The 25,565-nt window shown below is 69.3% G+C and carries 20 protein-coding genes; 9 read left to right on the top strand and 11 right to left on the bottom strand.

Features of this window, described 5'->3' with window-relative positions:
* Nucleotides 1–822: 822 nt before the first annotated feature.
* Both A3862_RS15190 and A3862_RS15185 read left to right on the top strand, forming a co-directional pair.
* A complete protein-coding gene (locus A3862_RS15190) occupies nucleotides 823–2,967 on the top strand; it encodes a M48 family metallopeptidase (protein WP_236961276.1) in 2,145 nt (714 codons plus the stop codon).
* On the top strand, nucleotides 2,964–3,491 hold the full coding sequence (locus A3862_RS15185; RefSeq protein ID WP_236952967.1) for a hypothetical protein: 528 nt from the start codon (nucleotides 2,964–2,966) through the stop codon (nucleotides 3,489–3,491). Before A3862_RS15190 ends, A3862_RS15185 begins: the two co-directional genes overlap by 4 nt.
* 346 nt (nucleotides 3,492–3,837) lie before the next feature.
* Here A3862_RS15185 and A3862_RS15180 read toward each other — a convergent pair whose 3' ends face one another.
* The gene (locus A3862_RS15180; RefSeq protein ID WP_236961268.1) at nucleotides 3,838–4,392 is read right to left on the bottom strand and encodes a glycosyl transferase; all 555 of its coding nucleotides are present in this window, start codon (nucleotides 4,390–4,392) and stop codon (nucleotides 3,838–3,840) included.
* Nucleotides 4,393–4,674: 282 nt separating this feature from the next.
* Complete coding sequence (locus tag A3862_RS15175) at nucleotides 4,675–6,024, bottom strand: O-antigen ligase family protein (RefSeq protein ID WP_236961266.1); 1,350 nt, start codon at nucleotides 6,022–6,024, stop codon at nucleotides 4,675–4,677.
* Nucleotides 6,025–6,442: 418 nt separating this feature from the next.
* Here A3862_RS15175 and A3862_RS15170 point away from each other — a divergent pair, with 418 nt between their 5' ends.
* From A3862_RS15170 to A3862_RS15160, 3 genes are all read left to right on the top strand, one after another.
* Complete coding sequence (locus tag A3862_RS15170; protein ID WP_043351879.1) at nucleotides 6,443–6,841, top strand: hypothetical protein; 399 nt, start codon at nucleotides 6,443–6,445, stop codon at nucleotides 6,839–6,841.
* Between the two features lie 193 nt (nucleotides 6,842–7,034).
* A complete protein-coding gene (locus A3862_RS15165; RefSeq protein WP_205782284.1) occupies nucleotides 7,035–8,144 on the top strand; it encodes an efflux RND transporter periplasmic adaptor subunit in 1,110 nt (369 codons plus the stop codon).
* Nucleotides 8,137–11,307, top strand: a complete 3,171-nt coding sequence (locus tag A3862_RS15160) for an efflux RND transporter permease subunit (protein WP_111473695.1) — start codon at nucleotides 8,137–8,139, stop codon at nucleotides 11,305–11,307. Before A3862_RS15165 ends, A3862_RS15160 begins: the two co-directional genes overlap by 8 nt.
* Before the next feature lie 42 nt (nucleotides 11,308–11,349).
* On the opposite strand, the gene A3862_RS15155 is transcribed toward A3862_RS15160, so the two are convergent.
* The 3 genes from A3862_RS15155 to A3862_RS15145 all read right to left on the bottom strand — a co-directional run bounded on the left by A3862_RS15155 (nucleotide 11,350) and on the right by A3862_RS15145 (nucleotide 13,998).
* On the bottom strand, nucleotides 11,350–12,132 hold the full coding sequence (locus A3862_RS15155) for an ABC transporter ATP-binding protein (RefSeq protein WP_043758691.1): 783 nt from the start codon (nucleotides 12,130–12,132) through the stop codon (nucleotides 11,350–11,352).
* Between the two features lie 97 nt (nucleotides 12,133–12,229).
* Nucleotides 12,230–13,009 carry an ABC transporter permease gene (locus A3862_RS15150; RefSeq protein WP_236952970.1) on the bottom strand — a complete coding sequence of 260 codons (780 nt, stop codon included), beginning with the start codon at nucleotides 13,007–13,009 and terminating at the stop codon, nucleotides 12,230–12,232.
* Nucleotides 13,010–13,017: 8 nt separating this feature from the next.
* Complete coding sequence (locus A3862_RS15145; protein ID WP_205782282.1) at nucleotides 13,018–13,998, bottom strand: aliphatic sulfonate ABC transporter substrate-binding protein; 981 nt, start codon at nucleotides 13,996–13,998, stop codon at nucleotides 13,018–13,020.
* Nucleotides 13,999–14,846: 848 nt separating this feature from the next.
* Between A3862_RS15145 and A3862_RS15140 the strand changes: the two genes are divergently transcribed.
* The 3 genes from A3862_RS15140 (at nucleotide 14,847) to A3862_RS15130 (ending at nucleotide 18,515) form a co-directional block, all read left to right on the top strand.
* Nucleotides 14,847–15,374, top strand: coding sequence for a DUF4188 domain-containing protein (locus tag A3862_RS15140; RefSeq protein WP_236952971.1), 528 nt, complete (start codon nucleotides 14,847–14,849; stop codon nucleotides 15,372–15,374).
* A gap of 147 nt (nucleotides 15,375–15,521) precedes the next feature.
* Nucleotides 15,522–16,877, top strand: coding sequence for an LLM class flavin-dependent oxidoreductase (locus tag A3862_RS15135; protein ID WP_236961256.1), 1,356 nt, complete (start codon nucleotides 15,522–15,524; stop codon nucleotides 16,875–16,877).
* Nucleotides 16,878–17,024: 147 nt separating this feature from the next.
* Nucleotides 17,025–18,515 carry an HWE histidine kinase domain-containing protein gene (locus A3862_RS15130; protein ID WP_043356402.1) on the top strand — a complete coding sequence of 497 codons (1,491 nt, stop codon included), beginning with the start codon at nucleotides 17,025–17,027 and terminating at the stop codon, nucleotides 18,513–18,515.
* Nucleotides 18,516–18,542: 27 nt separating this feature from the next.
* Here A3862_RS15130 and A3862_RS15125 read toward each other — a convergent pair whose 3' ends face one another.
* The 6 genes from A3862_RS15125 to A3862_RS15100 form a co-directional block, all read right to left on the bottom strand.
* The gene (locus tag A3862_RS15125; protein ID WP_111473694.1) at nucleotides 18,543–19,109 is read right to left on the bottom strand and encodes a cytochrome b; all 567 of its coding nucleotides are present in this window, start codon (nucleotides 19,107–19,109) and stop codon (nucleotides 18,543–18,545) included.
* Nucleotides 19,106–20,254: an acyl-CoA dehydrogenase family protein gene (locus A3862_RS15120; protein WP_111473693.1), complete on the bottom strand. Its 1,149-nt coding sequence runs from the start codon at nucleotides 20,252–20,254 to the stop codon at nucleotides 19,106–19,108. Before A3862_RS15120 ends, A3862_RS15125 begins: the two co-directional genes overlap by 4 nt.
* A gap of 280 nt (nucleotides 20,255–20,534) precedes the next feature.
* The gene (locus tag A3862_RS15115; protein ID WP_111473692.1) at nucleotides 20,535–21,425 is read right to left on the bottom strand and encodes a LysR family transcriptional regulator; all 891 of its coding nucleotides are present in this window, start codon (nucleotides 21,423–21,425) and stop codon (nucleotides 20,535–20,537) included.
* A 79-nt stretch (nucleotides 21,426–21,504) separates the two neighbouring features.
* The gene (locus A3862_RS15110; RefSeq protein ID WP_111473691.1) at nucleotides 21,505–21,969 is read right to left on the bottom strand and encodes a nuclear transport factor 2 family protein; all 465 of its coding nucleotides are present in this window, start codon (nucleotides 21,967–21,969) and stop codon (nucleotides 21,505–21,507) included.
* 121 nt (nucleotides 21,970–22,090) lie between these two features.
* Nucleotides 22,091–24,154: a 2Fe-2S iron-sulfur cluster-binding protein gene (locus A3862_RS15105; protein WP_111474348.1), complete on the bottom strand. Its 2,064-nt coding sequence runs from the start codon at nucleotides 24,152–24,154 to the stop codon at nucleotides 22,091–22,093.
* Between the two features lie 56 nt (nucleotides 24,155–24,210).
* On the bottom strand, nucleotides 24,211–24,828 hold the full coding sequence (locus A3862_RS15100) for a glutathione S-transferase family protein (RefSeq protein WP_043356393.1): 618 nt from the start codon (nucleotides 24,826–24,828) through the stop codon (nucleotides 24,211–24,213).
* A 339-nt stretch (nucleotides 24,829–25,167) separates the two neighbouring features.
* On the opposite strand from A3862_RS15100, the gene uraH reads away from it, so the two are divergent.
* Nucleotides 25,168–25,521 (top strand): hydroxyisourate hydrolase, encoded by a 354-nt coding sequence (gene uraH / locus A3862_RS15095; RefSeq protein ID WP_043758697.1) that lies wholly within the window; start codon nucleotides 25,168–25,170, stop codon nucleotides 25,519–25,521.
* Nucleotides 25,522–25,565: the final 44 nt, after the last annotated feature.

Below are 25,565 nucleotides of genomic sequence, written 5' to 3'. Positions count from 1 at the left end.
GCGCGCACCCGCCACGGACAGACGCGCCGGTCGCCGCGCGCGTCCCCGCCCCGGCCTCACCCTGGGCTGCGCTGGATCGACACGTCGCCTTGCGCTGCCGCGGCGGAATGGCTGGGTGCGGGCAGATACTCCGGAGGGGGCCTGTGTCGGCTCGGCGCCATGATCAAGGTTTCTCCTCGCGGCGGAAGAAGACGGGTCTCGTGCGAGAAGCTGGCCTGAGCGCCCTGCGGCGCAGATCGCTTGAACAGCCGCGCCGGGTCGCAACTCGCAATCGCGGCATTCTTGATCATAATACCACAGCTGAGCATTGATCTCTCTCAATATACTGCGCCGCCGCCCACCCGTCGGATTCAGACGAGCCGGCAGCATGCGCCCTGCGACATCGGCCGAACGACAGGCCGACCGACCGCTCGGAGTGCATCCGATGTCTCCGATGACCGCGCCGGCCGACCGCGCCGAATGGATCTGCGACAGCCGGAGCTGAGCCCGGAGCGCGAGACGCGCGAGATTGGACGGCGCTCATCACGGCCTTGCCCGCAGCCAGGTTCGCCGACACGCGCCGGCAGATCCGACTGAACCCGGCAGCATTCTATTGACGCGATTCATGGATTGGGTAGAAATCCCGAACCCATGTCGGATATCAGATCGATTGCGCCCAATCTTTATTGCCTCTCACCATGGTTATATCTGGTCCAATCTCGGTCTCCACGTTGACTGATCATCCGCGTGGCCAGCCTATTGGCTGGGCGCACGGCCATCGTGCCGACGACACTTCAGGAGCGAGCCATCGCCGAGGAAACGTCCCTGCCAGAGCGCTCGCGTATGCGCATCCTTGCGAGCCTCATCCTGGCCACCGTGTTGCTGCCCCTCGCAATCCTGCTGCTCGGACTCTGGCAGGGCCAGCGCGGAACCGACGATTGGAGGGAATTCGCGACCGAGCATGACCGGCTCGCCGCGGCTGTGGCGGATCTGGAGGCCCGCGCTCCCCGGGACGGGCGCCCCGATTTCCGCCTGCAGTTCCGCCACGACGGCCACCTCTATGGCGGCCCCTACGCCGTGGTGAAGGCACGCGAGGCCCGCGACGAAGCCGGCACCCTCGCTGCGGTGATGGATTGGCGCCGCACGCTGCCGCCGGTGGCGGTCCTCGGTGGCGGCATCGCGGCAACGCTCTCCCTGCTCGTCCTGGTCGTCGGCGGTGTGCTCGGGCAGATCGGACGCACCTCCCGCCAGACGCTGGTTCATGGCTTTTCGCTGGTGCGGCGGCTGCTCCCCGTCGTGCTCGCCGCTCAGATCGTCGCGGCGACCGCAGGCTTCGTCGCCATCGTTCTCTTCGAGGCAGGCTTGCTCATCCAGGGCGGCTTCACCGGCGGGGGCACAAAGCTCCTGGGCCTCGCGGCCGCTGCGGCCGGCGGCACGATCATCGCCGCGGGGGGCGCACTGATCGGCCTGCGCCAAGCGCTCGTTGCCTTCGAGCCCGAGCCTCTGCCGATCCTCGGGCGCCAGATCGCGCCGGCCGAAGCTCCGGGTCTCTGGCGCCTCGTCGAAGCGATTGCCGATCGGATGGGCGCGCTCAAGCCCGAGGCCCTGGTCGTCGGCCTCACCGAGGGCTTCTTCGTCAGCGCGGGTCCGGCTGTACTCGAACCGGGCGGCACGCGTCTCGAGGGCCGGATCCTCTACGTACCGCTTCCCTATCTCGCCCTGATGCGCGTGGACGAGACGGCGGCGATCATCGGGCACGAACTCGCTCACTATGCCGGCGGCGACACCGCCTACAGTCAGCGCTTCCTGCCAATCTACACGGGCGTCGGGCGTTCCCTCGATGCGCTCCTGGAGCGCGAGCGCGGCGGTCTCGGCCTGCTCGGACCGTCGGTGCGGCTCGGCCTGTTCGTGATGGAGCGCTTTCACCTTGCCGTGCGCCATTGGAGCCGGAAGCGCGAATTCGCCGCCGATGCAGCCGGCGCGGCTGCGACCTCGTCCGCCGCCTCGGCCCGGGCGCTCCTCCGCTCCGGCGCCGTGCGTCCGGGCATCGTGGCCGTTCTGGAGACCGCTGCCGCTGCGCCGGCCGCGGCTTCCTCCGATCTCGTGGCGGCGGCTCTCGACCGGGCGATGGCGCGCGGCCTCGACGACCCGGCAGCGCGTCTCGAAGACGGACAGGCCCACCCGACCGACACCCATCCGCCGACCCGCGAGCGCATCGCGGCCCTCGGCCTGGCGGTCGATGCGGACCTTCTGACGGCGGCTAGAGCCCCGCCTCCGGCTCGCGCCCGCGAACAGCTCGCAGCCTATTTCACCGATCCGTCCGGCCTGTGCCGGGCCGCAACGCAGGACTTCCTTGGCGCAGTCCAGGCGCGCGAGGCAGCCGCGCGCGCCCATCTGGAGGCCACCGCCGCGGAAGTCGGTCCCGAGGATCGGGTGCTGCGCGCCAGCCACCGTGCCCGCGGCCTCGCGTTCGCGGTGAGTGGCGGCTTCTTCGCCGCCGCCGCGCTGCCGCTCGCGCTGGTCCGCATTCCCGGCCTGTCGTCTTACGAGGCCCGCGTACTTCTGGTCGTGATGCTGGCCCTTGCCGCTGTTTTCTGCGTTGCCGGCACCTTCGTGCTGGCGCGGGGGGAGCCGATCACATTGATCCTGAGTCCGACCGGGCTGACGGCGCCGGGCCTCGACCGCGTGATACCCTGGGCGGCCATCGCGGATCTCGACATGACGCTGAGCCGCGGCGGGATCGCAATGCGGCTGTTGCTGCCGCCCGGCGCCGACTGGCCGGAGCGGGCACCAGGCCGGCACGCGATGAAGCTCGACCCCAAGCGCCGCATCGTGACCCTCACGGTCGGGCTGCCGCGCAAGATGAAGCCGCAGGATTTCGCCGATCTGATCGCCCGCTATCAAGCGGCCCATCAGGCTCGCCGCCTTCTGGCCGAACGTGCGCCGATCGCGACCCCCGCCGTCCCTCTCGAAACCCATCCTGCTTGAGGATCGCCATGACTCCCCCTGCGAAGACAGAGGCCGAGGAAACCCTGCGGCTGCCATCGGAGCGCACCAGCTGGACCGTGATCTTCGGAGTGCTGTTCGGCTTCGTCCTGTTCAGCGGCATCCTGGCAGCCAGCGCGCTCTACACGGCGCCTGTCTTGATTTCGGACTGGCAGGTCCGCGAGACGGCGCAGCCTGTCCCGCGCGCACGGGTGGCAGATGGCAAGTGCAACGCCAAGCTCGTCATCCACATCTGCAATGCGACACTGACGCTATCCACGCCTCGGGGCAGCACGACACGGCGGGTGAACTACGTCTTCTCCGGCCCGCAGGCCGCCAATTTCGACCTCGTGGTGATGGCCGACCCGGCGCGGCCCGATATCGTCACCACAAATCTCGGTCTCGACCGGTTATGGAATCGGACCATCACCCTTCTCGTGATCGATGGAGCCATCTTGGCCTGTATCGTCGGAGCGTTGGTGTCGATCATCCGCAACGGGCGCGCGGCCTTCCGGGTCGCCATGTGACCGGCAAACCGCTCGGCCGAACCACACCGGGCGATCAGGGGGGCTGCCGCTGCGCAAGCCGTCGACGGGACAGGATGCTTGTCTTCGCCGCGGCGGATGGCGGCCTCCGGCTGCGAACGTCGAGCGGACGCTTCCGCCGCGCATCACGGCGGACAGGTGGAGCGACAGACCCGGACAGACCCGGACAGACCCTCATTGAAACGTATGGTCATCCAGTATTAGTGCACATAAAACGAATTTGTTTAAATATTTTTGACGGACGGGCAGCCTGCGCAGCCAGTCTTAAAATCGTAAAGACAGCGTAGAATTTTCCTTCGACCCGATCCGGGCTCGGGTACGGCTCATGTCACGCGAAGGGTGAAATCTCGTTCGTGAAGGTCATATTGACGGGCATCTTTTCCGTCAGGACCCTGCGCCGCGCAGCAAGCAGGGGTTTGAATAGGGCATTGCTCTTCAAGAATGCGCCGAGCTTCGAGCCGGACACGAAAATCGTGGACTCGAACGGCTTCAAGGCGACAACATTCGGTGAAACCACGCGACCGCGTGTGAGTGCGCCGTTCTCGAAGAAATAGTTCCAGTTGTCTGACGTGACCACGACGGGTCGATTGACGCGCAGGATTCCCTCGGCGGCCTCCCGCGTGATCACATAGGCTGCCGTGGAGCCGAGACCGCTCATCTGCATGGGCAAGCACAAGCGGTGATTGCCAATCCGCACCGCATCGACGGTACTGAAAACCCCGATGTTCTTCGGCCAGTTGAACATCAAGACGACATCGCCCGGCCGAAGGGCGGCCTCGATGCCAGCCACGATCCCGTGGATCTGCGGCGGCAGGACGACGTCATCCTCGACGATGAGCGCATAGGGCAGATCGCGGGCGATCAGGCGTTCGTAGGCGGCCATGTGGGACATCGCACAGCCGATCTGCCCAGGCGACAGATGAGGCGGGGGCGGAACGCGCGGATCCGGGACCGCTCCCTCGTACCCGGCAACCTCGAAATCCGGCCCCCAGGCTGCGGCGAGATGACGGGAGATGTACGCGTGCCGTTCCGGAAAACGACGCAAGGAAATTCCAAAACAATACATCGTGTTCACCTCTGTGTGGTGCCGGCTCACGAGACGGGGGGCCGTCGGAGTTCGTGGCCGCGTCCGCGTCCAAGCCCCGCCGCCTCAGTCAGACACGGCTCAAGCCCGAAAGGCCGCACGCCCATGAATCGTCCGCCCCGCGACGTTCCCTGCCCCCATGACCGGCAAGAGCGCCGCGAACAGGAGTTGGTGCAGACCGTGATTGATGAAGAGCGGGCATTCCAGGCAGATGAGGACGCAGAGCTGGCTCATGAACAGGATCGGCCAAGCCTCCACATATCCGGACGAGCGCGCGAAGTGCGCGATAACCCGGCGCCCCATATCGAGGAACGTCACCGTAAAGACGATGAGACCGACGATGCCGAACGCGACGATGGCGTCGATGAAGTTGTTGTGGAAAAACCAAAGCTTTTGCTTGGTCACGAAATGCAGATATGCGGCCGTTGTGAGCGGGCTGTCCCAGTAAGCTCTGTATCCGACACCGATCAGCGGCTCGCGCCAGAATTGATCGAGTCCGAACTGCCAGAGGATCGTACGGCCCGTCAGCGTCTTGTCCTTGCCGAGGTCTGAGAGCAGGCTCGCCGAGATGTCTGCGCCTCGCGCGGCGAGCACGACAATGCCAATGCCCGCGAGTGCGATGACGAGGCCGAGGCAGAAGCCCGTCACGTGCTTGCCCTGCCGCCACGCGAAGATAGCGGCAAGGGGCGCCAGTCCCACCATCGCCGCCACCAGCGCCGTGGCCGAGTGGGTTGCCACGAGAAGCGCCAGCGCGAGGCCGAACCCCACAGCGGTGAGGAGTCGGTTCCAACCCTGGAGGAACAGGCAGGCTGCGCACAGGATTTGCAAGCTCGCCATGGAGCCCAGAACGTTCTTATGTGAATAGATGCCGGCCCAGTCACCGTTCATCCCGCGTGTGAGGCTCGGGGCCACGACCGTGAGGATGGCCGACAGGATCTGAGCGAACAGAAGACCCAGGAAGACAATCCGGATAATGCGCGACAGACCCATCGTGGTGCGCAGCGCAATGCCGGCCACGATGGTCGCGAGCAATTGCAATCCGTAATAGGCCGAGAGGCCGGGTGTCAGGGACCACAGAGCCGACACGATCGCCAGGAGCGGCCAAGTCAGCAGCAGCAACCGACTTCCGAACAGGGTCGCGGCAAGGTCGCGGCGCAGGACCAGGAACACCAGGGCGGCGAGATCGGCACAGGCCCAGATCAGCCTTTCGAGACCCGGCAGCTTGATCTGCTCGCCGATCACGGGCGCGAAGACGAACAGGGCGATCCACGGGATGGCGGCGACGCCGAGCTTCGGCATGGCATCGGTCGCGCCTTCGTCGCGCGCCGCGCCGTTCCAGCGAGGACCGACGCCGGACGGGCCGAACGGTGACCACGCCACGCCCGCCGCATGTCCGGTTTCGAGGGTGGCCAAGTCGCGTGGAAACGCCATCGTTCGATCTCGGGTCCCCGGATGAGGCGGTGCCATCTCGGACGCGCGAGACCTCTACGGCCCGACGCAGCCGCGGACTCGGCCCCTCGCGATCCGACGCTAGCCCGACCGATGCGGGCGCTGAACTCGACCAAACGAGGTAGGGGCGGCTCGCGCGGCGGACGCCGTTGATCGACCGAACCGACGCCGGATCACGCTCCGGCGGCACCGCCCGAGTTACGATGCCGCACCCAGGCCCGGCGGGGCGACCCATGCGCGCCCCCCCTGCGACGAAGGTCTGTTTTCACCAGCTCGGGGCACGTCAAACGCGCAGATGTCCCGATCGGACCCGACCGTTTCGAAGATCTTAGACAATCGGCACGGAACTCATGGGACGATTAGGCACTTGGACGTTCGTTGAATCTTGGAGGAGCGTTTGATGAAGGTCTCACGTCTGGCGGGCGCGGTTGCGCTTCTGGCCGTCGCTGCCGGTCCCGCTTTCGCGGCCCCGTGCAGCACTGGAACCACAAAATCGAAGACCCCTGATCAGCAGGCTTCCAACCCGAACAGCTCCGATGTCGACAAGTCGAGCAAGAATCTGGCCGGCGGCCAGCAGCCCGCCTCGCCCGGCACGGTCGGCGCCATGAACAACGCCGGCGCGACGCAGACTGCGGATCGGCAGGCCCCGACCGATGCGGGTGCGAAGTCGAAGTCGACGGACCCGGCTGCCGCGAATCTGGCTGGTGGCCAGCAGCCCGCCTCGCCCGGCACGGTGGGCGCCATGAACAAGGCCGCTGCGGACAGGCAGACCGCTCCGGTCTCCGACGACGGCTGCTGATCCGAACCGTACCCTTTCCCGCTCTAAGAAAGCCCGCTTCGCAGTGTCGAGGCGGGCTTTTTCGTTCCTGTCCTCCGGCCGCGGCGAACCCGGGCTCCCGATCGAGCGATCCGGTTTGAACCGGCCAAGTTCGGGTGTATCTGGCATCGAAACCGGGTAGATTCGGCAATCGAGGTTAAGGGAGGAGTGCGACGTGGGTGGTCGCCGGGCGATGCTGCTCATCGGAGGGATGGTGCTCGCCGCGGCCGGTCTCGCCGTCACGCCACCGGGCCAAAGGCTGCGGGCGGATGCGGGCCCGATCATCGCGGAGATGCGGGCGCGGGCAACGGCGCTCGTCCCCGATTGGCGCGATGGTCCACCTGCAGCGGCACAGCTTCCGGCGCCGCGCACCGCCGTCGAGGATGGACGGACGGTGGTGCGGCTGACGGCAGCCGAGCGCGCGCGGATCGGGCTCGTGGCCGAGTCACGGCCGGCCGTGCTTCACCGGCAGGAGCTGACCGCCTACGGCAGCGTCCTCGACCTCGCCCGGATCACCGAACTCACCAACAGCTATGCGGGCGCCGTCGCGGCGCTCCAGACGGCGCGCGCCCGTGTCGAAGTCTCGGCCAGTGCTGCCCGCCGGGCCCGTAACCTGGGCGCCGGCGTGGTGGCGGTGGCGCAGATCGAAACCGCCGAGGGCACGCTCCTGACCGATCAGGCGTCGATGACGGTGGCGGAGTCGCAGTTGCGGACGCTCGCCGCCACGGCGCGCCAGGAATGGGGTTCGGTGCTCGGCAAGGCGATCATCGAGCGGTCTCCGCTGGTGACGCGCCTGATCGAGCGGATCGATTTCCTCATGCAGGTCACCTTACCGCCCGGGGAGACGCTTCCCGAAGCGCCGCAGGCCGCCTTCGCAGAGGTGCCGCCCCAGAGCGCGCGGGTTGCCCTCCGGCCGGTCTCGCCCGCGACGCGGACCGATCCGCGGATCCAAGGGCAGAGCTTCTTCTACCTGGTCTCCGGCGAGAGCGGCCTCCTGCCCGGCACCAGCACGATGGCGTTCCTGCCGGCGTCCCGCGCGGTCAAGGGCGTCCTCGTGCCGGAGGATGCCGTCGTCCACGGAGAGGGCGGCACCTGGGTGTATCGCGGCACCGGCGACGGCGCCTACGTGCGCCATCCGGTCCGGCCGGATGCCCCGATGTCGGCCGATGCCTTCGTCGTCGAGGACCTGCCGGACGGCAGCGAGATCGTGCTGCGGGGGGCGCAGGCGCTCCTCTCGGAGGAGATGAAGAGCCGCATCCGCGTCGTGGGCGACGACGATGACTGAGCCCTCCCCTGCAGCCGGCCGCGGCGGCGGTTTGCAGGCCGCACTCGTGGGCTTCGCCGTCCGTCTGCCGCGGGTGGTCCTCGCGCTGGCCTGCGCGGTCCTGGTCTTCGGGCTCTACGTCCTCGCGGGGGCCCGGTACGATGTCTTCCCCGAGTTCGCGCCGCCGACTGTGACGATCCAGACCGAAGCACCGGGCCTCGATTCCGAACAGGTCGAGGTGCTGGTCACGCAGCCCGTCGAGGTGGCAGTCGGCGGCCTGCCGGGCCTGGAGACCCTGCGCTCCACCTCGATCCAGGGCCTGTCGGTGATCACCGCGGCGTTCAGGCCCGGCAGCGACGTCGACCGGATCCGCCAGCGGGTCAACGAGCGTCTGGCGGCACTGGCCGGCCGCATGCCCGACGGCGTGGCAGCCCCCGCCATGACCCCGCTCACTTCTTCGACGCTCACCGTCCTCCTCGTCGGGCTGACCGCCGAGGCCCGCGACGCCATGGACCTGCGCCAGATCGCGGAATGGACCGTGCGCCGGCGGCTCCAGGCGGTGCCCGGCATCGCCCAGGTCTCGCTCTATGGCGGCGGCGTGCGCGCCTTGCAGGTTCAGGTCCGCTCCGACGACCTGATCCGCTTCCAGATCGGCCTCAACGACGTCCTGGCGGCCGCCCGAAAGGGGACCGGCGTGCGCGGGGCGGGCTTCGTCGACACGCCGAACCAGCGTGTCCTGCTCCGGACGGAGGGACAGTCCCTCACGCCGGAGGCGCTCGGACAGATCGTGCTGCACAACGACGGCGGGGCGAGCGTCGTGCTCTCGGATGTGGCCACCGTCACGGCCGCCCCGGAGCCGGCGATCAGCGCGGCCCTCGTGGACGGCAAGCCCGGCGTGCTGCTGATGGTCGGCGCCCAGGTGGGCGTCGACACGCGCGCCGTGACGGCCCGCCTGGAGGCGGCCCTGGACGAGCTGCGCCCGGTTCTGAAGCGCGAGGGCGTGAGCCTGCGGGCGGACCTGTTCCGGCCTGCGAACTTCGTGGATGTCGCCACGGGCAACGTGATCCAGGCGCTGGCGCTGGGCGGCGTGCTGGTGATGATCGTACTCCTCGTCTTCCTGGCGGATTGGCGGGCGGCGGTGATCAGTGCAGCGGCGATCCCGCTGTCGCTGATCACCGCCGCGCTCGTTCTCCAAGCCTGGGGCGAGAGCCTCAACACCATGACGCTGGGCGGGCTGGCCCTCGCCATCGGGGAGGTGGTCGACGACGCGGTGATCGGCGTCGAGAACGTCTCCCGCCGCCTGCGGGAGGCGCGGGGCGGACGGCGCAGCATCCCCCGCGTGGTTCTGGCCGCGATGCTCGAGGTGCGGACGTCGGTCGCCTACGCGACGCTCGCGGTGATCCTGATGTTCCTGCCCATTCTCGCGTTGACCGGCGTCGCCGGCCGGCTGTTCGGTCCGCTGGCGCTGGCCTACATCGCGGCGGTCGTCGCCTCGCTTCTGGTCGCGCTCACGGTCACGCCGGCCCTCGCGATCCTGCTCCTCGGCAGTCGTATGACGCGCCATGCGGGCGCCGCTCCGCCCGACCCGCCGGTGGTGCGCTGGAGCCGGGCTGCCTATCTGCGGCTGCTCGCCGGCATCGGGCGGGTGCCGCGGATCGCCATGGCCGGCGCGCTGCTGGTGACCCTTGCGGGGGCCGCCATCCTGCCGACCCTCGGAGCGGTGTTCCTCCCCGACCTGAAGGAGGGACACATGATCCTGCACATGGTGGCCATTCCCGGCACCTCCCTGCAGGAATCGCAGCGGCTCGGGACCCTGATCACCGGCGATCTGAAGGAGATCCCCGGCGTGCGCGCCGTGGCGGCGCAGATCGGGCGCGCCGAGGCCGCCGAGGATACCGCCGGGCCGCATTACAGCGAGATCCACATCGATCTGGAGCCCGGCCTCGACGGGGCTGCCCAGCGCCGCGTCGAGGCCGGCGTCCGGACGCTGATCGCCGGCTTCCCGGGGGCGGCCTTCTCGCTCAAGACCTTCCTGACCGAGCGCATCGAGGAGACCGTCTCGGGCTTCACCGCACCGGTCGTGGTCAACGTGATCGGCAGCGATCTCGACCGGATCGAAGCGGCGGCCCGCTCGGTCGCGCAGGAACTCTCGGAGGTGAAGGGTGCCCGGGACGTCCAGCAGGCCTCGCCCGCCGGGCTGCCGCAGGTCACGGTGGCGCTGCGCCCGGTGGATCTGCGGCATTGGGGCCTCGATCCCGTGGAGGTGCTGGAGGCGGTGCGCACCGCCTACCAGGGCGACACGGTGGGCCAGACCTATCGCGGCAACGCCGTGTTCAACGTGCTGGTGATCCTCGACGCACGCGTGCGGGATCGCCTCAGCGCGGTGGGGGACCTGCCCCTGCGGGCCCCCGGCGGGCGCTATGTCCGCCTGTCGCAGGTCGCCGACGTCTACGAGAGCGCCGGCCGATACCAAGTGCAGCATCTCGGAGCACAGCGCGTGCAGGCGGTGACCGCCAACGTCGCCGACCGCGATCTGGCGGGATTCGTGGCGGCGGCCAAGCGCAAGATCGCCCGCGAGGTTCGGCTGCCCGAGGGGGTCTACGTGACCTTCTCGGGCGCCGCCGAGGCCCAGGCGGCCGCCCGCCGCGACCTCCTCGTCCATGCCGGGCTCGCCGGCTTCGGGATCGTGGTGCTCCTCGCCATGGTGACCGGTTCGGCGGCGAACCTGCTGCTGGTGCTCGTCAACCTGCCCTTCGCCTTCGTGGGCGGCGTGGCCGCGGCGGCGCTGACCGGCGGGGTCTTGTCGCTCGGCTCGATCGTCGGGTTCGTGACCCTGTCGGGCATCTCGCTGCGTAACAGCGTGATGCTGATCGCCCATTACGAGCAGATGGTCACCCGGGACGGGCGATCCTGGGACGCGGCCACGGCGGCGGAGGGCGCCGCGGACCGGATGGTGCCGATCCTGATGACCTCCCTGGTCACGGGTCTCGGTCTGCTGCCGCTGGCGCTCGGCGCCGGCGAGCCCGGCCGTGAGATCGAGGGCCCGATGGCGCTCGTGATCCTCGGCGGCCTCGTCACCTCGACGGTGCTGAACCTGCTGATCCTGCCGGTGCTGGCGCTCCGCTTCGCCCGATTCCGGCGCGTGGATCCCGCGGATCTGGAGCTGACCGCGATCGGGTCCTGACGGCCGGCCGATCCGGCCTCGCGCCGCAGGTCGCCGCTGGTCCTACCACCAGCTCGCGCGGGTCTCGGGGGCGGCCGGCCGGTTGGCCGAGGCCGGGCGCAGGGAGTGATCGAGGGCGGCCAGCACGCGGCGCACGGCGTCCTCGTAGGTCGCCGCCACCGGTTCGCGCGGCCGGGCGAGCCCGATCGGCACGGTCTCGTCCAGGCGTCCCGGCCGCGGCCGCATCACCACCACCCGGTCGGCCAGGGTGACGGCCTCTCCGACATCGTGCGTGACGATCAGGATCGTCGGCTTCGACTCGGCCCAGAGATCGAGGAGCTGCTCGTGCAATCCCTTCCGGGTGAAGGCGTCGAGGGCGGAGAACGGCTCGTCGAGGAGCAGGACCCGCGGCCGCGCCACGAAGGCCCGGGCGATGGCCACGCGCTGCTGCTGGCCTCCGGACAGTTCCCGGGGCCAGCGGCCACCGTGCTCGGCGAGGCCGACCCGCTCCAGAGCATGGGTCACGCGCGCCCGGCGCTCGGACCGCGGGAGGTCGGCGAGGCCGAAGCCGACATTGCCGGCCACGTCGAGCCAGGGCAGCAGCCGCGGCTCCTGGAACACGACGCCGACGCTCGGATGCGGCGCGCGGATCGTCTCGCCGTCGACCTGCACGGCGCCTTGGCTCGCCTGATCGAGCCCCGCGATCAGCCGGAGCAGAGTCGTCTTTCCGCAGCCCGAGCCGCCGATCAGCGCGACGATCTCGCCCTGCTGGACCGACAGGTCGATGCCCGACAGGGCCCGCGTGCCGTCGGCATAGGTCTTGGAGAGGTCGTCGACGGTCAGCACGGGCGTCTCTCGCGCGGTCGCGGGATGGGGATCGGATTGGAACCGCGGCGCGGGACCGTCCCCGGTTCCGCGCCGCGCGTCAGCCCCAATCCTGCGGTCACAGGCTGTCCCGCACGGTATCCTGCCATCGGGTCAGGGGCCGTGTCAGCGTCAACAGGGCCATGTCGGCCGCCTTGCCCACGAGGGCAAAGGCGATGATCGCCGCCACGATCTGATCCGGCTTGCTGAACTGCTGGCCGTCCACGAGCAGATAGCCGAGGCCCTCGGAGGCGCCCATCAGTTCCGCCGCCACGACGAACAGGAAGCCGAGACCGAGCCCCGTGCGCAGCCCGACGAGGGTCGCCGGCAGCACGGCCGGCAACAGGATCCGGCGGGCGAGAGCAAGGCGGGACAGGCGGAAGATCCGCCCGACCTCGACCAGCTTGCGGTCCACCGAGGCGATCGCCCCCGAGACGCCGACATAGACGGGGAAGAACACGCCCACGGCGATCAACAGCACCTTCGGCGTCTCCAGGATGCCGAACCACAGGATGAAGAGCGGCACCCAGGCCAGAGACGGGACGGCGCGCAGGGCCTGCAGGCTCGGATCGACGAGCCAGCGCAGCAGCGGGATCGTCGCGACGAGGGCACCCGCGATGATCCCGGCCGCCGCTCCGCACAGGAAGCCGAGGCCGACCCGCACGAGGGTCGCCTCGACGTGAAGCCAGAGATCGCCCGACACCGCGAGCTCCCAGAGGGTCGCGCCGATCCGGCTCGGCGGCGGGAGCAGCCGTCCGGAGGCCGCGCCCGTCGCCACCGCGATCTCCCAACCGATCGCCGCGACGAGCGGCAACAGAAGCCCCAAACCCGCGCGGCCGCCCCGCCGCAGCAGCGGCACGCTGCCGCTCACTGTCCGGCGACGGGATTGAAGCGCGCGTCGAGCAGGCCGTCGACGGCCGCGGCCACGTCGGTACCCGCCGGGATCACGCCCGCCTGCTGCAGGGCTGTTCCGGCCGCCTTGATCGACTGGGCCTGGGCTGCGCCGATCGCCGGCTGGGACAGGTCGGTCCGCTCGAGCTGACGGGCGATCACCGGCTCGGGCAGCTTCGTGGCCGCAACGAGGGACGCGGCGAGGGCCTGGGGGTTGGCGAGCGCGTAGGCGCGGGCCCGCTCGTAGGCGGCGATCACCGTCCGGACGAGGTCGGGATGGGCCGTCGCGAACTCCTCCCGAACGTCCAGCAGGCCCCAGGTGTTCGCGGCGGCATCCCGGTAGAACAGCACGTCGCCGTTCTCGATCTCGGCGGCCGCCATCATCGGATCGAGGCCGGCCCAGGCATCGACGTCGCCGCGGTCGAGGGCGGTCCGGCCGTCCGGATGCTGCAGCAGCACGAGCTTGGCGTCGCGCTCGGTGAGGCCGGCGCTCTGGAGCGCGCGGATCAGGAAGATGTGCGGATCGGTGCCCCGGGTGACGGCGACGCGCTTGCCTTTGAGATCGGCGGGCTTGGCGATGCCGCTGTCCTTGCGGGTGACGAGCGCGGTCCATTCCGGGCGCGAATAGGCGTAGATCGCCTTGATCGGATTGCCGTTGATCCGCGCCACGAGGGCTGCGGCGCCAGCCGCCGAGCCGAAATCGATGGCGCCGGCGTTCAGGAATTCGAGCGCCTTGTTGGAGCCGAGCGACTGGACCCAGCGGACCTTGATGCCCCGCGGCGCCAGCGCCTCCTCGAGGAAGCCCTTCTCCTTCAGGAGCAGGCCGATCGGATTGTAGGTCGCCCAGTCCAGGCGGACCTCCTTCGGATCCTCGGCCCGGGCCTCGCGCGACGAGAGGCTGCCCAGGCACGCCAGGGCGAGGCCGGCGGCCAGGAGGGATCGGCGGTTCGGGATCATGAAGCGGGCCTGGCGTCTGAAGTGGGTGCGGCGGAAGGCGTTCGGTCTGCGGCGCCGTAGCACAGGTCCCGGTTCGCGGTGCGATCCGAGCCGGTTCCTTCGAGGCGGCCGCGTTCGGGGAGTCAGCAGCGGCGGCGGATCAGCCGGACGGGTCTTTCGGACCGCGGCGAGGTTCGAGCGCGAACCGTACACCCGATCCGGACGGCGTCCCTGTTCGTCCCGGGGACACGACCGGACCGCCCATGCGTCTTCATCTTCCCTGCGCTGCCCTTACCGTGACAGTGAATACAAGATCCTGTCGGTCGGCCAAGGAGTCAACGAAACGGCTTTCTCTACTTTGCTGAATGAAAGCAAGAATGTTCGTCATTTTGCCACGGCACGAGAATATTTTGCGCTTGAACGGAGCGGCGATGCCACTGCGGTTCTCCGACCCTTCTCGGCATCCATTCAGGCCACCGACACGCCCTGCGTCCGACGACGGGGGCCTCTCGGCGCCATCGGGGACGTGCGCGGCGCGCAAGCGTGTCGAGCCTCCTGGCGGTCGCGCATCCCGGTTCATCGCGGCCGGTCTGCGCCACGCCGAATCCCGGGCGGACGTCCGGCAGCCGGCGTGCCCCGGCCTGAACCGACGTCGGATTGGATGCGACCCTCCAGTATCGTCGATGGCAGAGCCGGCTGCGTCGTCCCCCCGGGGGCCCGGCACATGGCGTCGGGATCGGCCTTCGTCATTCATCGCTCGATCACGAGATGTGCCGACCCTTCGTGCGCGAATATTGATTTGCAGAAAGGCCGGTGAATATTATCGGTTTACGGGTTCGGGCGAGTCACGCGGCGATACAGGCGCGATCATGGGGACGAGCATGGGCGCGAACCGGCACGAGCGGGTCCCGGACTTCTCGGGCTATCCGGATCTCGTCGTGATTTATCTCGGCATGAAGGTCCGGACGCTCGCCGGCGTCAGGACTCTCCTCGGCTTCGGACCGCGGATCGCCACGGTCGGCGCGGAACGCCCGGACGGCCTGCTGCACTACGAGAACAACATCATCTTCAGCCTGCGCCCGCTGCATCTGGGCATGCGTTGGTACTGGCGCGACATCGACAGCATGGTCGCCTGGGCGAAATCCGAGCCCCATCGGATCTGGTGGCGGGATTTCCTGCGGGACACGCGCGGCGTCGGCATCTGGCACGAGACCTACCACATGCGCGGCGGCATGGAGGCGATCTACAACGCAGTCCCGGGCGCGGTCGGTTTCTCGGCCTTCATGCCGATGCAGGAGGCGCGCGGCTCCCTGGCGACGCGGCACGCGCGGCATGCCACGTCCGATCTGCACGACCTTCCCTCGGGGAATGCGCCGGAAACGTCCGTGTCCCGCTGACGCGCGCCACGGGCCCTGCCCCGGTGCCGGCCGGTACCGTCCCAGCGGAAGCGGGATGAGCCCCGCGCGTACAACGCTGGGTTCGCTTGCACGGGTGGGTCGGCTAGACTCCGGCCTGCTCACGCGGCACGGAGCAGATCAGCCTCGATGACGGTCGGTTCGATGAGACAGGGCACCCTGCGCCTCGGCGCATTCTTCTACGCGACCGGCCACCATGTTGCGGGCTGGCGCCATTCCTCAAGCGAGGCCGACGGCGGTCTGGTCCTCGAGCGCTATGTCGGCTGGGCGCAGCGGGCCGAAGCCGCCAAGTTCGATCTCATCTTCCTCGAAGATGGCACCGGCATCCGCGACCTCGATCTCCGCTCCAGCGAGCGCACCGCGCGATCCACCCATTTCGAGCCGGTGACGCTCCTGTCGGCGCTCGCGGCGGTGACGAGTCGGATCGGTCTCGTCGCCACCACTTCCACCAGCTTCAACGAGCCCTACAACGTCGCGCGCCGGTTCGCGTCCCTCGACCACCTCAGCGGCGGACGGGCCGGCTGGAATCTCGTCACCTCCGCGACCGACGCCGAGGCGGCGAATTTCGGCGGCGACCGGATCGCCCGCCACGCCAACCGCTACGAGCGCGCGGAGGAGTTCGTGGACGTGGTCCTCGGCCTCTGGAACACCTGGGACGATGGCGCGGTGATCATCGACCGCGCCAGCGGGCAATTCTCGAAGCCGGATGGCTTCCGCCCGTTGAACCACCGCGGCAGCCATTTCGAGGTGCGCGGCCCGCTCAACATCTCGCGCACGCCGCAGGGACAGCCCGTGCTGGTGCAGGCCGGCTCCTCCGGGCCCGGCAAGGATCTGGCGGCGCGCACCGCCGAGATCGTGTTCACGGCCAATCAGACGCTGGAGGAGGCGGTGGCCTTCTACGGCGACCTGAAGGAGCGGATGGCGCGGTTCGGCCGCGCCCCGGACGATCTGAAGGTGATGCCGGGCCTGTTTCCCGTCGTCGGCCGCAGCGAGGCCGAGGCGCGGGCGAAGTTCGAAGCCCTGCAGGACCTGATCGATCCCGTCGTCGGCCTCGCCCTGCTCGGACGCATGATCGGCGGCCACGACCTGTCGGGCTACGATCCCGACGGGCCCGTCCCGGAATTGCCCGAGACGGACGGCATCAAGTCCCGCCAGCAGCTGATGGTCGATCTCGCCCGTCGCGAAGGCCTGACCCTGCGTCAGCTCTACCTGCGCATCGCGGGCGCCCGCGGCCACTCGCAGATCATCGGCACGGCCGCCCAGATCGCGGACGAGATGGAGGAGCGGTTCCGGGCTGGCGGTGCGGACGGCTTCAACATCATGCCCCCGACGCTGCCCGGCGGCCTCGAGGATTTCATCGCGCTGGTCCTCCCGGAGCTTCGCCGGCGCGGCCTGTTCCGCACCGAGTACGAGGGCCGAACCCTGCGGGACCATCTCGGCTCGCGCCCGCCGGCAGGCTTCGGGCCTCATCCAGCCAGGACCTAGGGGTGGCGGCCGGTCGCCGCGTGCAGCGACCGGCCTGCGGCGTCTTGGCCATTAAGATGATTGCGCACAAGCGATAATCCCTGTGATACGAGGAGCCATCACGGTCGAAGGCCGCCATGTGCAGGTCGTGGCAGGGGCGACGGGGCATTGACGGATCAGCAGGAACGCACCCGCTTCGAAGCGGAGTTTGCGCGCATCGGCGCGAGTTCCGACCCGTTCGTATCCGCCGTTCGGGCGACGCGGATGCCGATGCTGATCACCGATCCCAATCAGCCGGACAATCCCATCGTCTTCGTCAATGCCGCCTTCTCCACACTGACCGGTTACGCCCATGACGAGATCATCGGGCGGAACTGTCGGTTCCTGCAGGGGCCCGAGACCAACCGCGCCGATATCGCCAAGATCAGAGCGGCCATCGCGCGCCGGGTGCCGATCGAGATCGAGCTGTTGAACCACAAGAAGAGCGGTGAGCTCTTCTGGAATCGGCTCCTGATCTCGCCGGTCTTCGATCGCGACGGTGAGTTGACCTATTTCTTCGCGTCGCAGTTCGACGTGACCCTGGAGCGGGACAAGCTCGCGCGGATGCATCGCGACCGGCTGGCGCTGGAGCTGGAGGTGGAGCGTCGCACCAGCGACCTCACCCGCAGCGAAGAGCGGCTGCGCTTCATCCTGAAGGCCGGACGCTTCGGCTCCTGGACCCTCGATCTCGCCGACATGCGCCTGGTGGCCTCCGAAACCTGCAAGGAGAATTTCGGACGGGCGGCCGACGACCCGTTCAGCTACGAGGATCTGATCGCGGCGATCGATCCCGAGGACCGCCCGCGCATGCAGGCGGCGGTGCAGACCTCGATCCGCGAGCACAGCGACTACGACATCGAGTACCGGGCGCGCACGCCGCGTGGCGAGCTGCGCTGGCTGCAGATCCGCGGCCAGACCTTCTACGACGCGGTCGGCCAGCCGCTGAGCATGGCCGGCGTCTCCATCGACGTGACCGAGCGCAAGCGCGCAGAGGAACACCGCACCCTCCTGGCCGACGAGCTGAACCACCGGGTGAAGAACTCGATGGCGACCATGCAGTCCATCGCGCACCAGACTCTGCGCAACGCATCCTCCGTGGAGGAGGCGCACAAGACCCTCGACGCACGGCTGCAATCGCTCTCGGCCGCCCACGACGTTCTGACCCGCGAGAGCTGGATCGGCGCCACGCTGACCGTGATCGTGGAGGGCACATTGCAGCCGTTCCGCGGCGGCGCGGGGCAGAGGTTCCTGATCAACGGCCCGGAGGTGTGGCTGACGCCGCGCCTGACCCTCGCCTTCACGATGGCGCTGCACGAGCTGGCGACCAACGCGGTCAAGTACGGCGCCCTGTCGAACGACAGGGGACGGGTGATCCTGAACTGGGACGTGGTGGATGGGGCGAGGCCAGCCCACCTCTGGTTCCGTTGGGAGGAAATCGGCGGACCTGCGGTGACGGCGCCGGCCCGCGGCGGCTTCGGCACGCGCCTGATCGAGCGGGCGCTGGCCGCCGAGATGGGAGGCTCGGCGGAAATCGAGTACCGCCCCCGCGGCGTCGTCTTCACCCTGGACGCGCCGTTGCCCGACCGGAGACCAGCCGCAGCGGAGGACCCGACGGCCTGAGGACCTCGAGCGCCGGCGCGCCGCCGTTCACGTCATGCGCGTCAGGACAGCCTCGTTCCAGAACCTGCGATGCAGGAAGGCCATCGCGGCATGGCCGAGGACGACCGCCAGGAGCGTGAAGCCCAGCCAGTAATGGAACAGATCGGCGGGAAGCATCATCCAGGCGATCTTCGTGTCCCGCTCCGGCATCAGGGGGAGGCCGTAGGGCGCGAAGGGCTTGCCCGAACCGTACTGGCGCAGAAGCGCGAGGCCGGGGACGAGGATCATCAGCAGATAGATCAGGCCATGACCGGCCACGGCGGCGCGCCCCGGAGCGCCCGGATGCGACGGGCGCCGGTGGAGATTCGCGAGTCCCCAGGCCCCGCGCAGGAGCACGAGCACGAACAGCGTGAAGCCAAGGGTGAAGTGGCTCCCGCCGACGAGGCGCGTGAGCGCGGTGTCACCGATCGCGACGTAGAGCAGCGCGCCCGTGAATTGCCACGCGAAGAGGGCGGCCATCAGCCAGTGGAAGCCGCGGCTGATGCGGCCGTAGCGGTGCGGGGTGTCCAGCCAGACACTCTGCGGCGCGGCTTCGCGGCTCATCGGGCTGGTCATGCCGCCGTCTCGGTCCACAGGTCTCCGGCCATGGCGTCGGCTTGCAGGATCTCGGACGCCGCGGCGGTGAGCGCATGATCCGGTCCGGGCTGGCGCAGATAGGTGGCGAGGTCGCGCGCGAGCCGCTCCAGCCTATGGCCGCGCATGAATCCCTGCAAGCCGACCGAGCGCTGGGCCAGCTGGAGGACATCGAGGCCGGCGCGCTCGACCGCGAGGCGGACCAGGTTGATGTAGGCGACCACGCGTGCGGGCGGCATCCCGGCGTCCGATGCGACCTGCGCGCCGCGCTCGATCCAGAGCCGCGCCCCCTCGACCGCGATGGCTCCCTCGCCGAGGCGGGCCAATTGGTGCGGGTCGCCGCCCCGGCCGGTCCGGTTCAGGTGGCCGCGCCAAGCATCGAACACGGCTTCGATGCCGCCGAGCTGGACCGCCGCGAAACGCCACGCGCCGCCCGAGAAGGCCGGCTGCTGGAAATAATCGTCGGGCTGGCCCAGGATGTCGCCGGCATTGACGGCGAGACCGGTGAAATCGACCGTGCCGGTCGCCGAAGCGCGCATGCCCTGTGCGCGCCAGGCCGAGAGATCGGCCCGGGTGCCGGCCTCGAGCGGCACCACCATCATCGCCACGCCGGCCCGGTCCGGATGCCGGGCGGTCACGAGGGCGCGGGTGACGTAGCCGGCGCCCGACGCGAAGGTCTTCACGCCGAGGAGTCGTCCGTCGGTATCGCGGGCCTCGACCCGCAAGCCGCCGTCGGCCGGCTCCGTATTCCAGACTCCGAACAGATGACCGGCGTGCGCGTCGGCGAACAGGCGGCTTCGCTGGTCGGGCGTGCCGTACCGGGCAATGAGCTGGATGGCGTTGACGTGTCCCTCGTAGAGTCGGCCGAGGGCGAGGCTGCCGTAGCCGACCAACCGCAGAACCTCGGCCAGCGCGCCGGCTCCCGGCTCCGTCCCCAGGCCGGCCCCGCCCTGTTCCACCGGGACCGGGGCGGCGAGCAGCCCGAGCCGCGCGAGATCGGCAACATCGTCCTGCGGGAAGCCGCCGTCATGGTCCTGGGCATCCGCGCGCGCCGCGGCGGCGGCGGCAATGGTTCGGGCGGCCGCCTCGGAATCGTAGATCGGGTCCAGACGGGTCCACTGGTCCATGCGTCTTTCCCCTTCAAGTCGCGGCCGGGCGCGGCGAAGTGCGCAGACAGCACCGCCGATCCGTGCACGCTGAGCGCCTAGCATCGCGATCCGCGCGGCCGGTTACAGGAGCGCAGCCGCGCATGGTCGAGCGCTCGGATGTCGTCACGTCTCGCCTCCTACCCGCACTGGATGCGGAAGATCATAGAAAGCTAACCTGAGAGTGAACCACCCTTTCCTCATCCGGGGCTGCGACCAATGCGACCGCACTCAGCCGGGTCGGCGGCTGCGCCGCGATGGTTCAGTTCAAAGTCCGGTTGGCGCGCAGCTGCGACACCGCGAGGTCGACGAAGGTCCGCACCTTCGCGGGTGCGCGCCGGCCTTCGGGATACAGCACGTGGACGGGTATCGGCGCCTCCTCGTACTCGTCGAGCACGATCCTGAGGCGGCCTTCGAGCAGATCCGGGCCAATCTGGTAGTGCAGGACCCGCGTCAGCCCCCAGCCTGACCGGGCGGCGGCGATCGGAACCTCGTTGGTGTTGCTCTGAAGGGTGGGATGGACGACCACCCGCTCGTTCCCCGCGAACCGCCATTCCGGCGACGCCCAGGCGCCGGTGGAGACCGCGATCCGGTGCCGCTTCAGATCCGCCGGCGTCGTCGGCACGCCGTGCCGCGCGAAATAGGCCGGGGCGCCGCAGATGACATGGCGGACCGATCCGACCCGCGCCGCCGTCAACCCGGAATCGGTCAAGCGGCCGATCCGGATCGCGACATCGATCCCTTCCTCGACGATGTTGACGGGCCGATCGACGAACAGGGTCCGCGCCGACATGGTCGGGTAGGTGTCGAGGTAGTGGGTCACGATCGGGAGGACGTGCATCTTCCCGAACAGCACGGAGGCCGTGACCGCGAGCGTCCCCGAGGGCGTCGCATTGGAGCCGGCCGCCGCCGACTCGGCCTCGGCGATGTCGGCCAGGATCCGCCGGCAATCCTCGTAGTAGCGGCTGCCCGCCTCCGTGAGCTTCACGGAGCGGGTCGTCCGGATCAGGAGCCGGGCGCCGATGATCTCCTCGAGGGCCGCCACAGCACGCGTGACGGCCGGCGGGCTCATGTGCAGGAGGCGTGCGGTCTGCGCGAAGCTCCCCGTCTCGGCGACCTTGGCGAAGACGCGCATGGTTTGCCAACGATCCAAGGCCTCGCTCCTGGGCTTCGCGAAACGGACCGCGCCGCCGACGCCCGGTCCAGGCTCCCCTCACCCGCCGGGCCGGTGATCAGAAGCCGAAATGGCTCAGGCCCGGATGATCGTCCGGCCGGCGTCCGAGGGGCCAGTGAAACTTGCGGTCTACTTCCGCGATGGGCAGCTCGTTGATGCTGCTGTGCCGGTAGCGCATCAGCCCGTCCTCGGCGAATTCCCAGTTCTCGTTGCCGTAGGCCCGGAACCAGTGGCCGCTGTCGTCGTGGTACTCGTAGGCGTAGCGCACCGCGATCCGGTTTCCGGTGAAGGCCCAGAGCTCCTTGATGAGGCGGTAGTCGAGCTCCCGGTTCCACTTGCGGGTCAGGAAAGCCTCCACCTCCGCGCGTCCGTTCAGGAACTCGGCGCGATTCCGCCAGCGGGTATCGGTCGTGTAGGCCAGGGCGACCTTGGCCGGGTCGCGGCCGTTCCAGCCATCCTCGGCGAGGCGGACCTTCGCGATCGCGCTCTGCTCATCGAAGGGCGGCAGCGGGGGACGGGACATGGTGTACTCCTGGGGTGCGCGAGGTTGCGGGACCCGGGCCCGATATCGACGCCACGCACAATGATCGGCCGCCGACGATCCCGGAAGGTGGAAAACGGAGTCGGGTGAAGCGTGCCGGGCGTCACAGCGCGAGCTGCACCCGGTCCGTGCCTTCGGCGGGCACGGCCGAGCAGATCAGCACTTCGTCCTCAGTTACGGCGGCGCTCGGTTCCTTGCGATAGGTCACGGCGCCGGCGAGCAGCTTTGTGCGGCAGGTCCCGCAACTGCCTTCCCGGCAACTGAAGGCGGGTGCGAGGCCGCGGGCTTCGGCGAGGTCGAGGAGGCTACCGGACTCGGGGGTCCAGCGCGCCTCCTTGCCGGTGTCGAGGAAGGCGACGGGCACCGGTTTCGTTGAGACTGGCGGGCGGGGCGGCGCGACGCCCTCCGACCCCGCCGTCCGGACCAGCGCAGACGGGCCGAACGCCTCCGCGTGGATCCTGTCGTCCGACACGGTGTAGCCGCGCAACCCGTCATAGAGCGCCTGCGTGAAGGTCGGCGGCCCGCACAGGTAGAAGTCGTAATCGGCGAAAGCCAGGAAGCGCGTGAGCAGCGCCATGTCGATCCGGCCCGCGGCCTCGTAATCGACGCCGGCCCGGGCATCGGAGACGTCGCTCAGGACGCGCACGATCCGGACGGAGCCCTGTGCCGCTGCGGCCAGCTCGGACAATTCCGCGTCGAAGGCGCGATCGGACCGCGCACGTGCGGCGTAGATGAGCGTGGTCGGTCGGATGTTGCGGGTGCGCAGGCCCTCGTAGACCACGTGCCGGAGCATCGCCAGGAGCGGCGTTATCCCGACGCCGCCGGCCAGCAGCACCGCGGGGCGCGCCGCGTGGGCATCGAGGGAGAAATCGCCGCCGGGCGCCCGCGCCTCGATGATGTCCCCAACCTGAAGGCGGTCGTGCAGGTGCTGCGAGACGATGCCGTCGCGCTTCACGCTGATGCGGTAGGTCGGGTCGGAGGGCGCGACCGAGAGCGTGTAGGTGCGGATCACCGGCGCGTCCGCTCCGGGCAGCGTCACGCGGATCGGGAGATGCTGGCCCGCACGGTGCGGGAGCCGTCCGGCTCCGTCGTCCGGAGCCAGATGGAAGGACCGGATGGAGCGGCTCTCGTCGGTGATCTTCGTCACCCGGAAGGGCCGCCAATGCGCGGCACGCTCGGTCGCCCGGACGCGATCGGCCGCCTCCACCCAGTCGCCGGTCATCAGCGCGTTCGGCGACCATCCATCCGCCTGGAACGACCACCGCAGCGGGAGGGCGCCCCGCCGACGGATGACCCGGCGCGGCCGGAAGCTCCAGAGACGCTCGGCGCCCTGGAAGGCGGCGAGCTCGGGCGAATCCAGGATCACGGCGGCGTCGCCGGTCAGGTGGAGAAGATCACCCGTCGCGAAATCGGTGAAGACCAGCCCTGCCCTGCCGTTGAGGTGGATGTTGCCGAGGGTGGCGAAAAACAGGTTTCCGGCGAAGTCGGGGATCGTGAGCGTACCGTCTGCAGCGACACGGACGAAGCCCGCCTTGCCGCCGCGATGCGAGACGTCGACCTGGCGCCGGCCCTCGCGGTCGGCATACGACGCCACGAAGAACGTGTCGGCCGCCGCGATCAGGGACCGCGCCGCCTCGTCGAGATCCGCGCGCTCCTCGACCGGGGCAGCGACGGGCGCGCGAAGATCCCCGAGGACGGTCATGTCGCGGAGCTGGATGTACTGCGGACAGTTTCCGAAGCTCTGATCGACGTCGAAGTGCAGGATCCCGCCGGCCGTGGACCGGACGATCCCGTTGACGCGGTTCCGTCGACGGCTGTGCAGCTCGATCCCGAGGAGACCGATCGCGTCGCCCTCCCCCGTACCCTCAGCCGCGGGATCGCCCGGGTCGGGCCGCACGGCGATGTCGAGGGCCGTCGGTGTCGGTGAGGTGATGAAGCCCGGGCCGCCGGCGAGAAGCGTGGCCCAGGCATCGCCGCGCCGGTCGACGCTGCCGAGAACGACGAAGGGAATCTGCGCATAGAAGGCGCGGTGCTGATCGGGCATGAAGTCCCGCACCACCCTCTGTCCGATCATTTCCATCCGTTCGGCGGCGCCGACCGTCTCCTGAATGGACTTTTCGCCGGCATGCCAGGTCGGCAGCTTCGCAAAGGTCTGACCGTCATCCATCATGGCGCCCTCCGCTCGATTCCGCTCCCGGATGCGGTTGCATCCAGGCCTGCCGGTCACCCCGCGGCCGTGAGGCCGGCGGGTGTCTTCGCGAGAGGGACGAAGCCCGGCAGGCTTTCGACCCGGCGCAGGAACGCCTCGACGTTCGCATAGCTCGACAGATCCACGTTGCCCTCCGGGGCCCGGGCCAGGTAGCTGTAGAGTGCCACATCCGCGATGGTCGGCCGCTCGGCCGCGAGCCAGTCCCGCCCGTCGAGATGCGCCTCGAGCCGCGCCAGAAGCGTGTGCGCCCGGGCGATCACCTCCTCCGGATTGAACGTGGCGCCGAAGACCGTGATCAGCCGGGCCGCGGCCGGTCCGTAGGCGAGTTCACCCGCCGCGACCGACAGCCAGCGCTGGACCGCCGCCGCACCCTGCGGATCCTCGGGCAGCCAATCCGACCGGCCGAGCCGTTTCGCGACGTAGACCAGGATGGCGTTGGAATCGGAGACGATCACGCCGTCGTCGTCCAGCACCGGTACCTGACCGAACGGGTTCATCGCGCGAAAGGCCGGTGTCCTGTGCTCGCCCGCCTTCAGGTCGACCTCGACCAGCTCATGCGGCGCGCCGACCAGGGACAGGAACAGGCGAGCCCGGTGCGCGTGGCCCGAGAGGGGATGATGGTAGAGCTTCATGGTGGCGGTTCTCCGTCGGGGGCCGGGACTGCCCCGCGCCGCGACGGTAGAATGCTGCCGTCTCGGCTTCGGCGGAATGCACGTTCTGCGCAGCACATCATTCCGGAAATCGGAATAATCATCGGCGCCTGTCGCCGGCCTCGCACGAGAGCCGGGATCGCGACCAGTCCTCGGATCCGTGCCGGCGCGCTGATGCCGCGCGCGAAGGTTCGGAGACGTGAGGAGCGGTTGGAGGGATGACGTCCTCTTTTCGGGTTGCACCTGCGGGATCCGCGTGCTCGTCTTACCCGCCTTCGCCTCCGCCGGGCCCGCGGACGGGTCGTCGACAGGATTCTCGCCATGGGCCATCTCTCGACGCACGTGCTCGACACCACCTCGGGCAGGCCGGCTGCCGGCGTGGTCATCGAACTGCGCCGCCTCGCCGCCGACGGGACGGCGGAGCCTATCGCCTCGGCCGTCACCAATGCCGACGGGCGGACCGACGGTCCCTTGCTGGACGACGCGACCCTGTCGGCCGGCACCTACGAATTGCTCTTTCATGTCGGCGCGTATTTCGCCCGGACGGGTCTGGACGGATCGCCACCCTTTCTCGATGTCATCCCCGTCCGATTCGGGGTCTGCGACCCGGACGGGCGCTATCACGTCCCCTTGCTCGTCACGCCGTGGAGCTACGCGACCTATCGCGGAAGCTGACGTGGTCCCGCGCCGGAAGGAACCGGTGGCAGGGCTGAAGAGCC

Origin of the sequence: Methylobacterium sp. XJLW (assembly GCF_003254375.1) — a bacterium.
Taxonomy (GTDB): domain Bacteria; phylum Pseudomonadota; class Alphaproteobacteria; order Rhizobiales; family Beijerinckiaceae; genus Methylobacterium; species Methylobacterium fujisawaense.
Note: the sequence above shows the minus strand (reverse complement) of the source record. Positions and strands in the feature narration are given on the sequence as shown.

What these genes read in the sequence shown, in the direction of transcription:
- A3862_RS15135 (WP_236961256.1), top strand. Translation starts at nt 15,522, where the DNA reads ATGACGGTCGGTTCGATGAGACAGGGCACCCTGCGCCTCGGCGCATTC.
- A3862_RS15190 (WP_236961276.1), top strand. Translation starts at nt 823, where the DNA reads ATGCGCATCCTTGCGAGCCTCATCCTGGCCACCGTGTTGCTGCCCCTC.
- A3862_RS15125 (WP_111473694.1), bottom strand. Translation starts at nt 19,109, where the DNA reads ATGACCAGCCCGATGAGCCGCGAAGCCGCGCCGCAGAGTGTCTGGCTG.
- A3862_RS15120 (WP_111473693.1), bottom strand. Translation starts at nt 20,254, where the DNA reads ATGGACCAGTGGACCCGTCTGGACCCGATCTACGATTCCGAGGCGGCC.
- A3862_RS15140 (WP_236952971.1), top strand. Translation starts at nt 14,847, where the DNA reads ATGGGGACGAGCATGGGCGCGAACCGGCACGAGCGGGTCCCGGACTTC.
- A3862_RS15100 (WP_043356393.1), bottom strand. Translation starts at nt 24,828, where the DNA reads ATGAAGCTCTACCATCATCCCCTCTCGGGCCACGCGCACCGGGCTCGC.
- A3862_RS15175 (WP_236961266.1), bottom strand. Translation starts at nt 6,024, where the DNA reads ATGGCGTTTCCACGCGACTTGGCCACCCTCGAAACCGGACATGCGGCG.
- A3862_RS15170 (WP_043351879.1), top strand. Translation starts at nt 6,443, where the DNA reads ATGAAGGTCTCACGTCTGGCGGGCGCGGTTGCGCTTCTGGCCGTCGCT.
- A3862_RS15145 (WP_205782282.1), bottom strand. Translation starts at nt 13,998, where the DNA reads ATGATCCCGAACCGCCGATCCCTCCTGGCCGCCGGCCTCGCCCTGGCG.
- A3862_RS15105 (WP_111474348.1), bottom strand. Translation starts at nt 24,154, where the DNA reads ATGGATGACGGTCAGACCTTTGCGAAGCTGCCGACCTGGCATGCCGGC.
- A3862_RS15180 (WP_236961268.1), bottom strand. Translation starts at nt 4,392, where the DNA reads ATGGCCGCCTACGAACGCCTGATCGCCCGCGATCTGCCCTATGCGCTC.
- uraH (WP_043758697.1), top strand. Translation starts at nt 25,168, where the DNA reads ATGGGCCATCTCTCGACGCACGTGCTCGACACCACCTCGGGCAGGCCG.
- A3862_RS15110 (WP_111473691.1), bottom strand. Translation starts at nt 21,969, where the DNA reads ATGTCCCGTCCCCCGCTGCCGCCCTTCGATGAGCAGAGCGCGATCGCG.
- A3862_RS15160 (WP_111473695.1), top strand. Translation starts at nt 8,137, where the DNA reads ATGACTGAGCCCTCCCCTGCAGCCGGCCGCGGCGGCGGTTTGCAGGCC.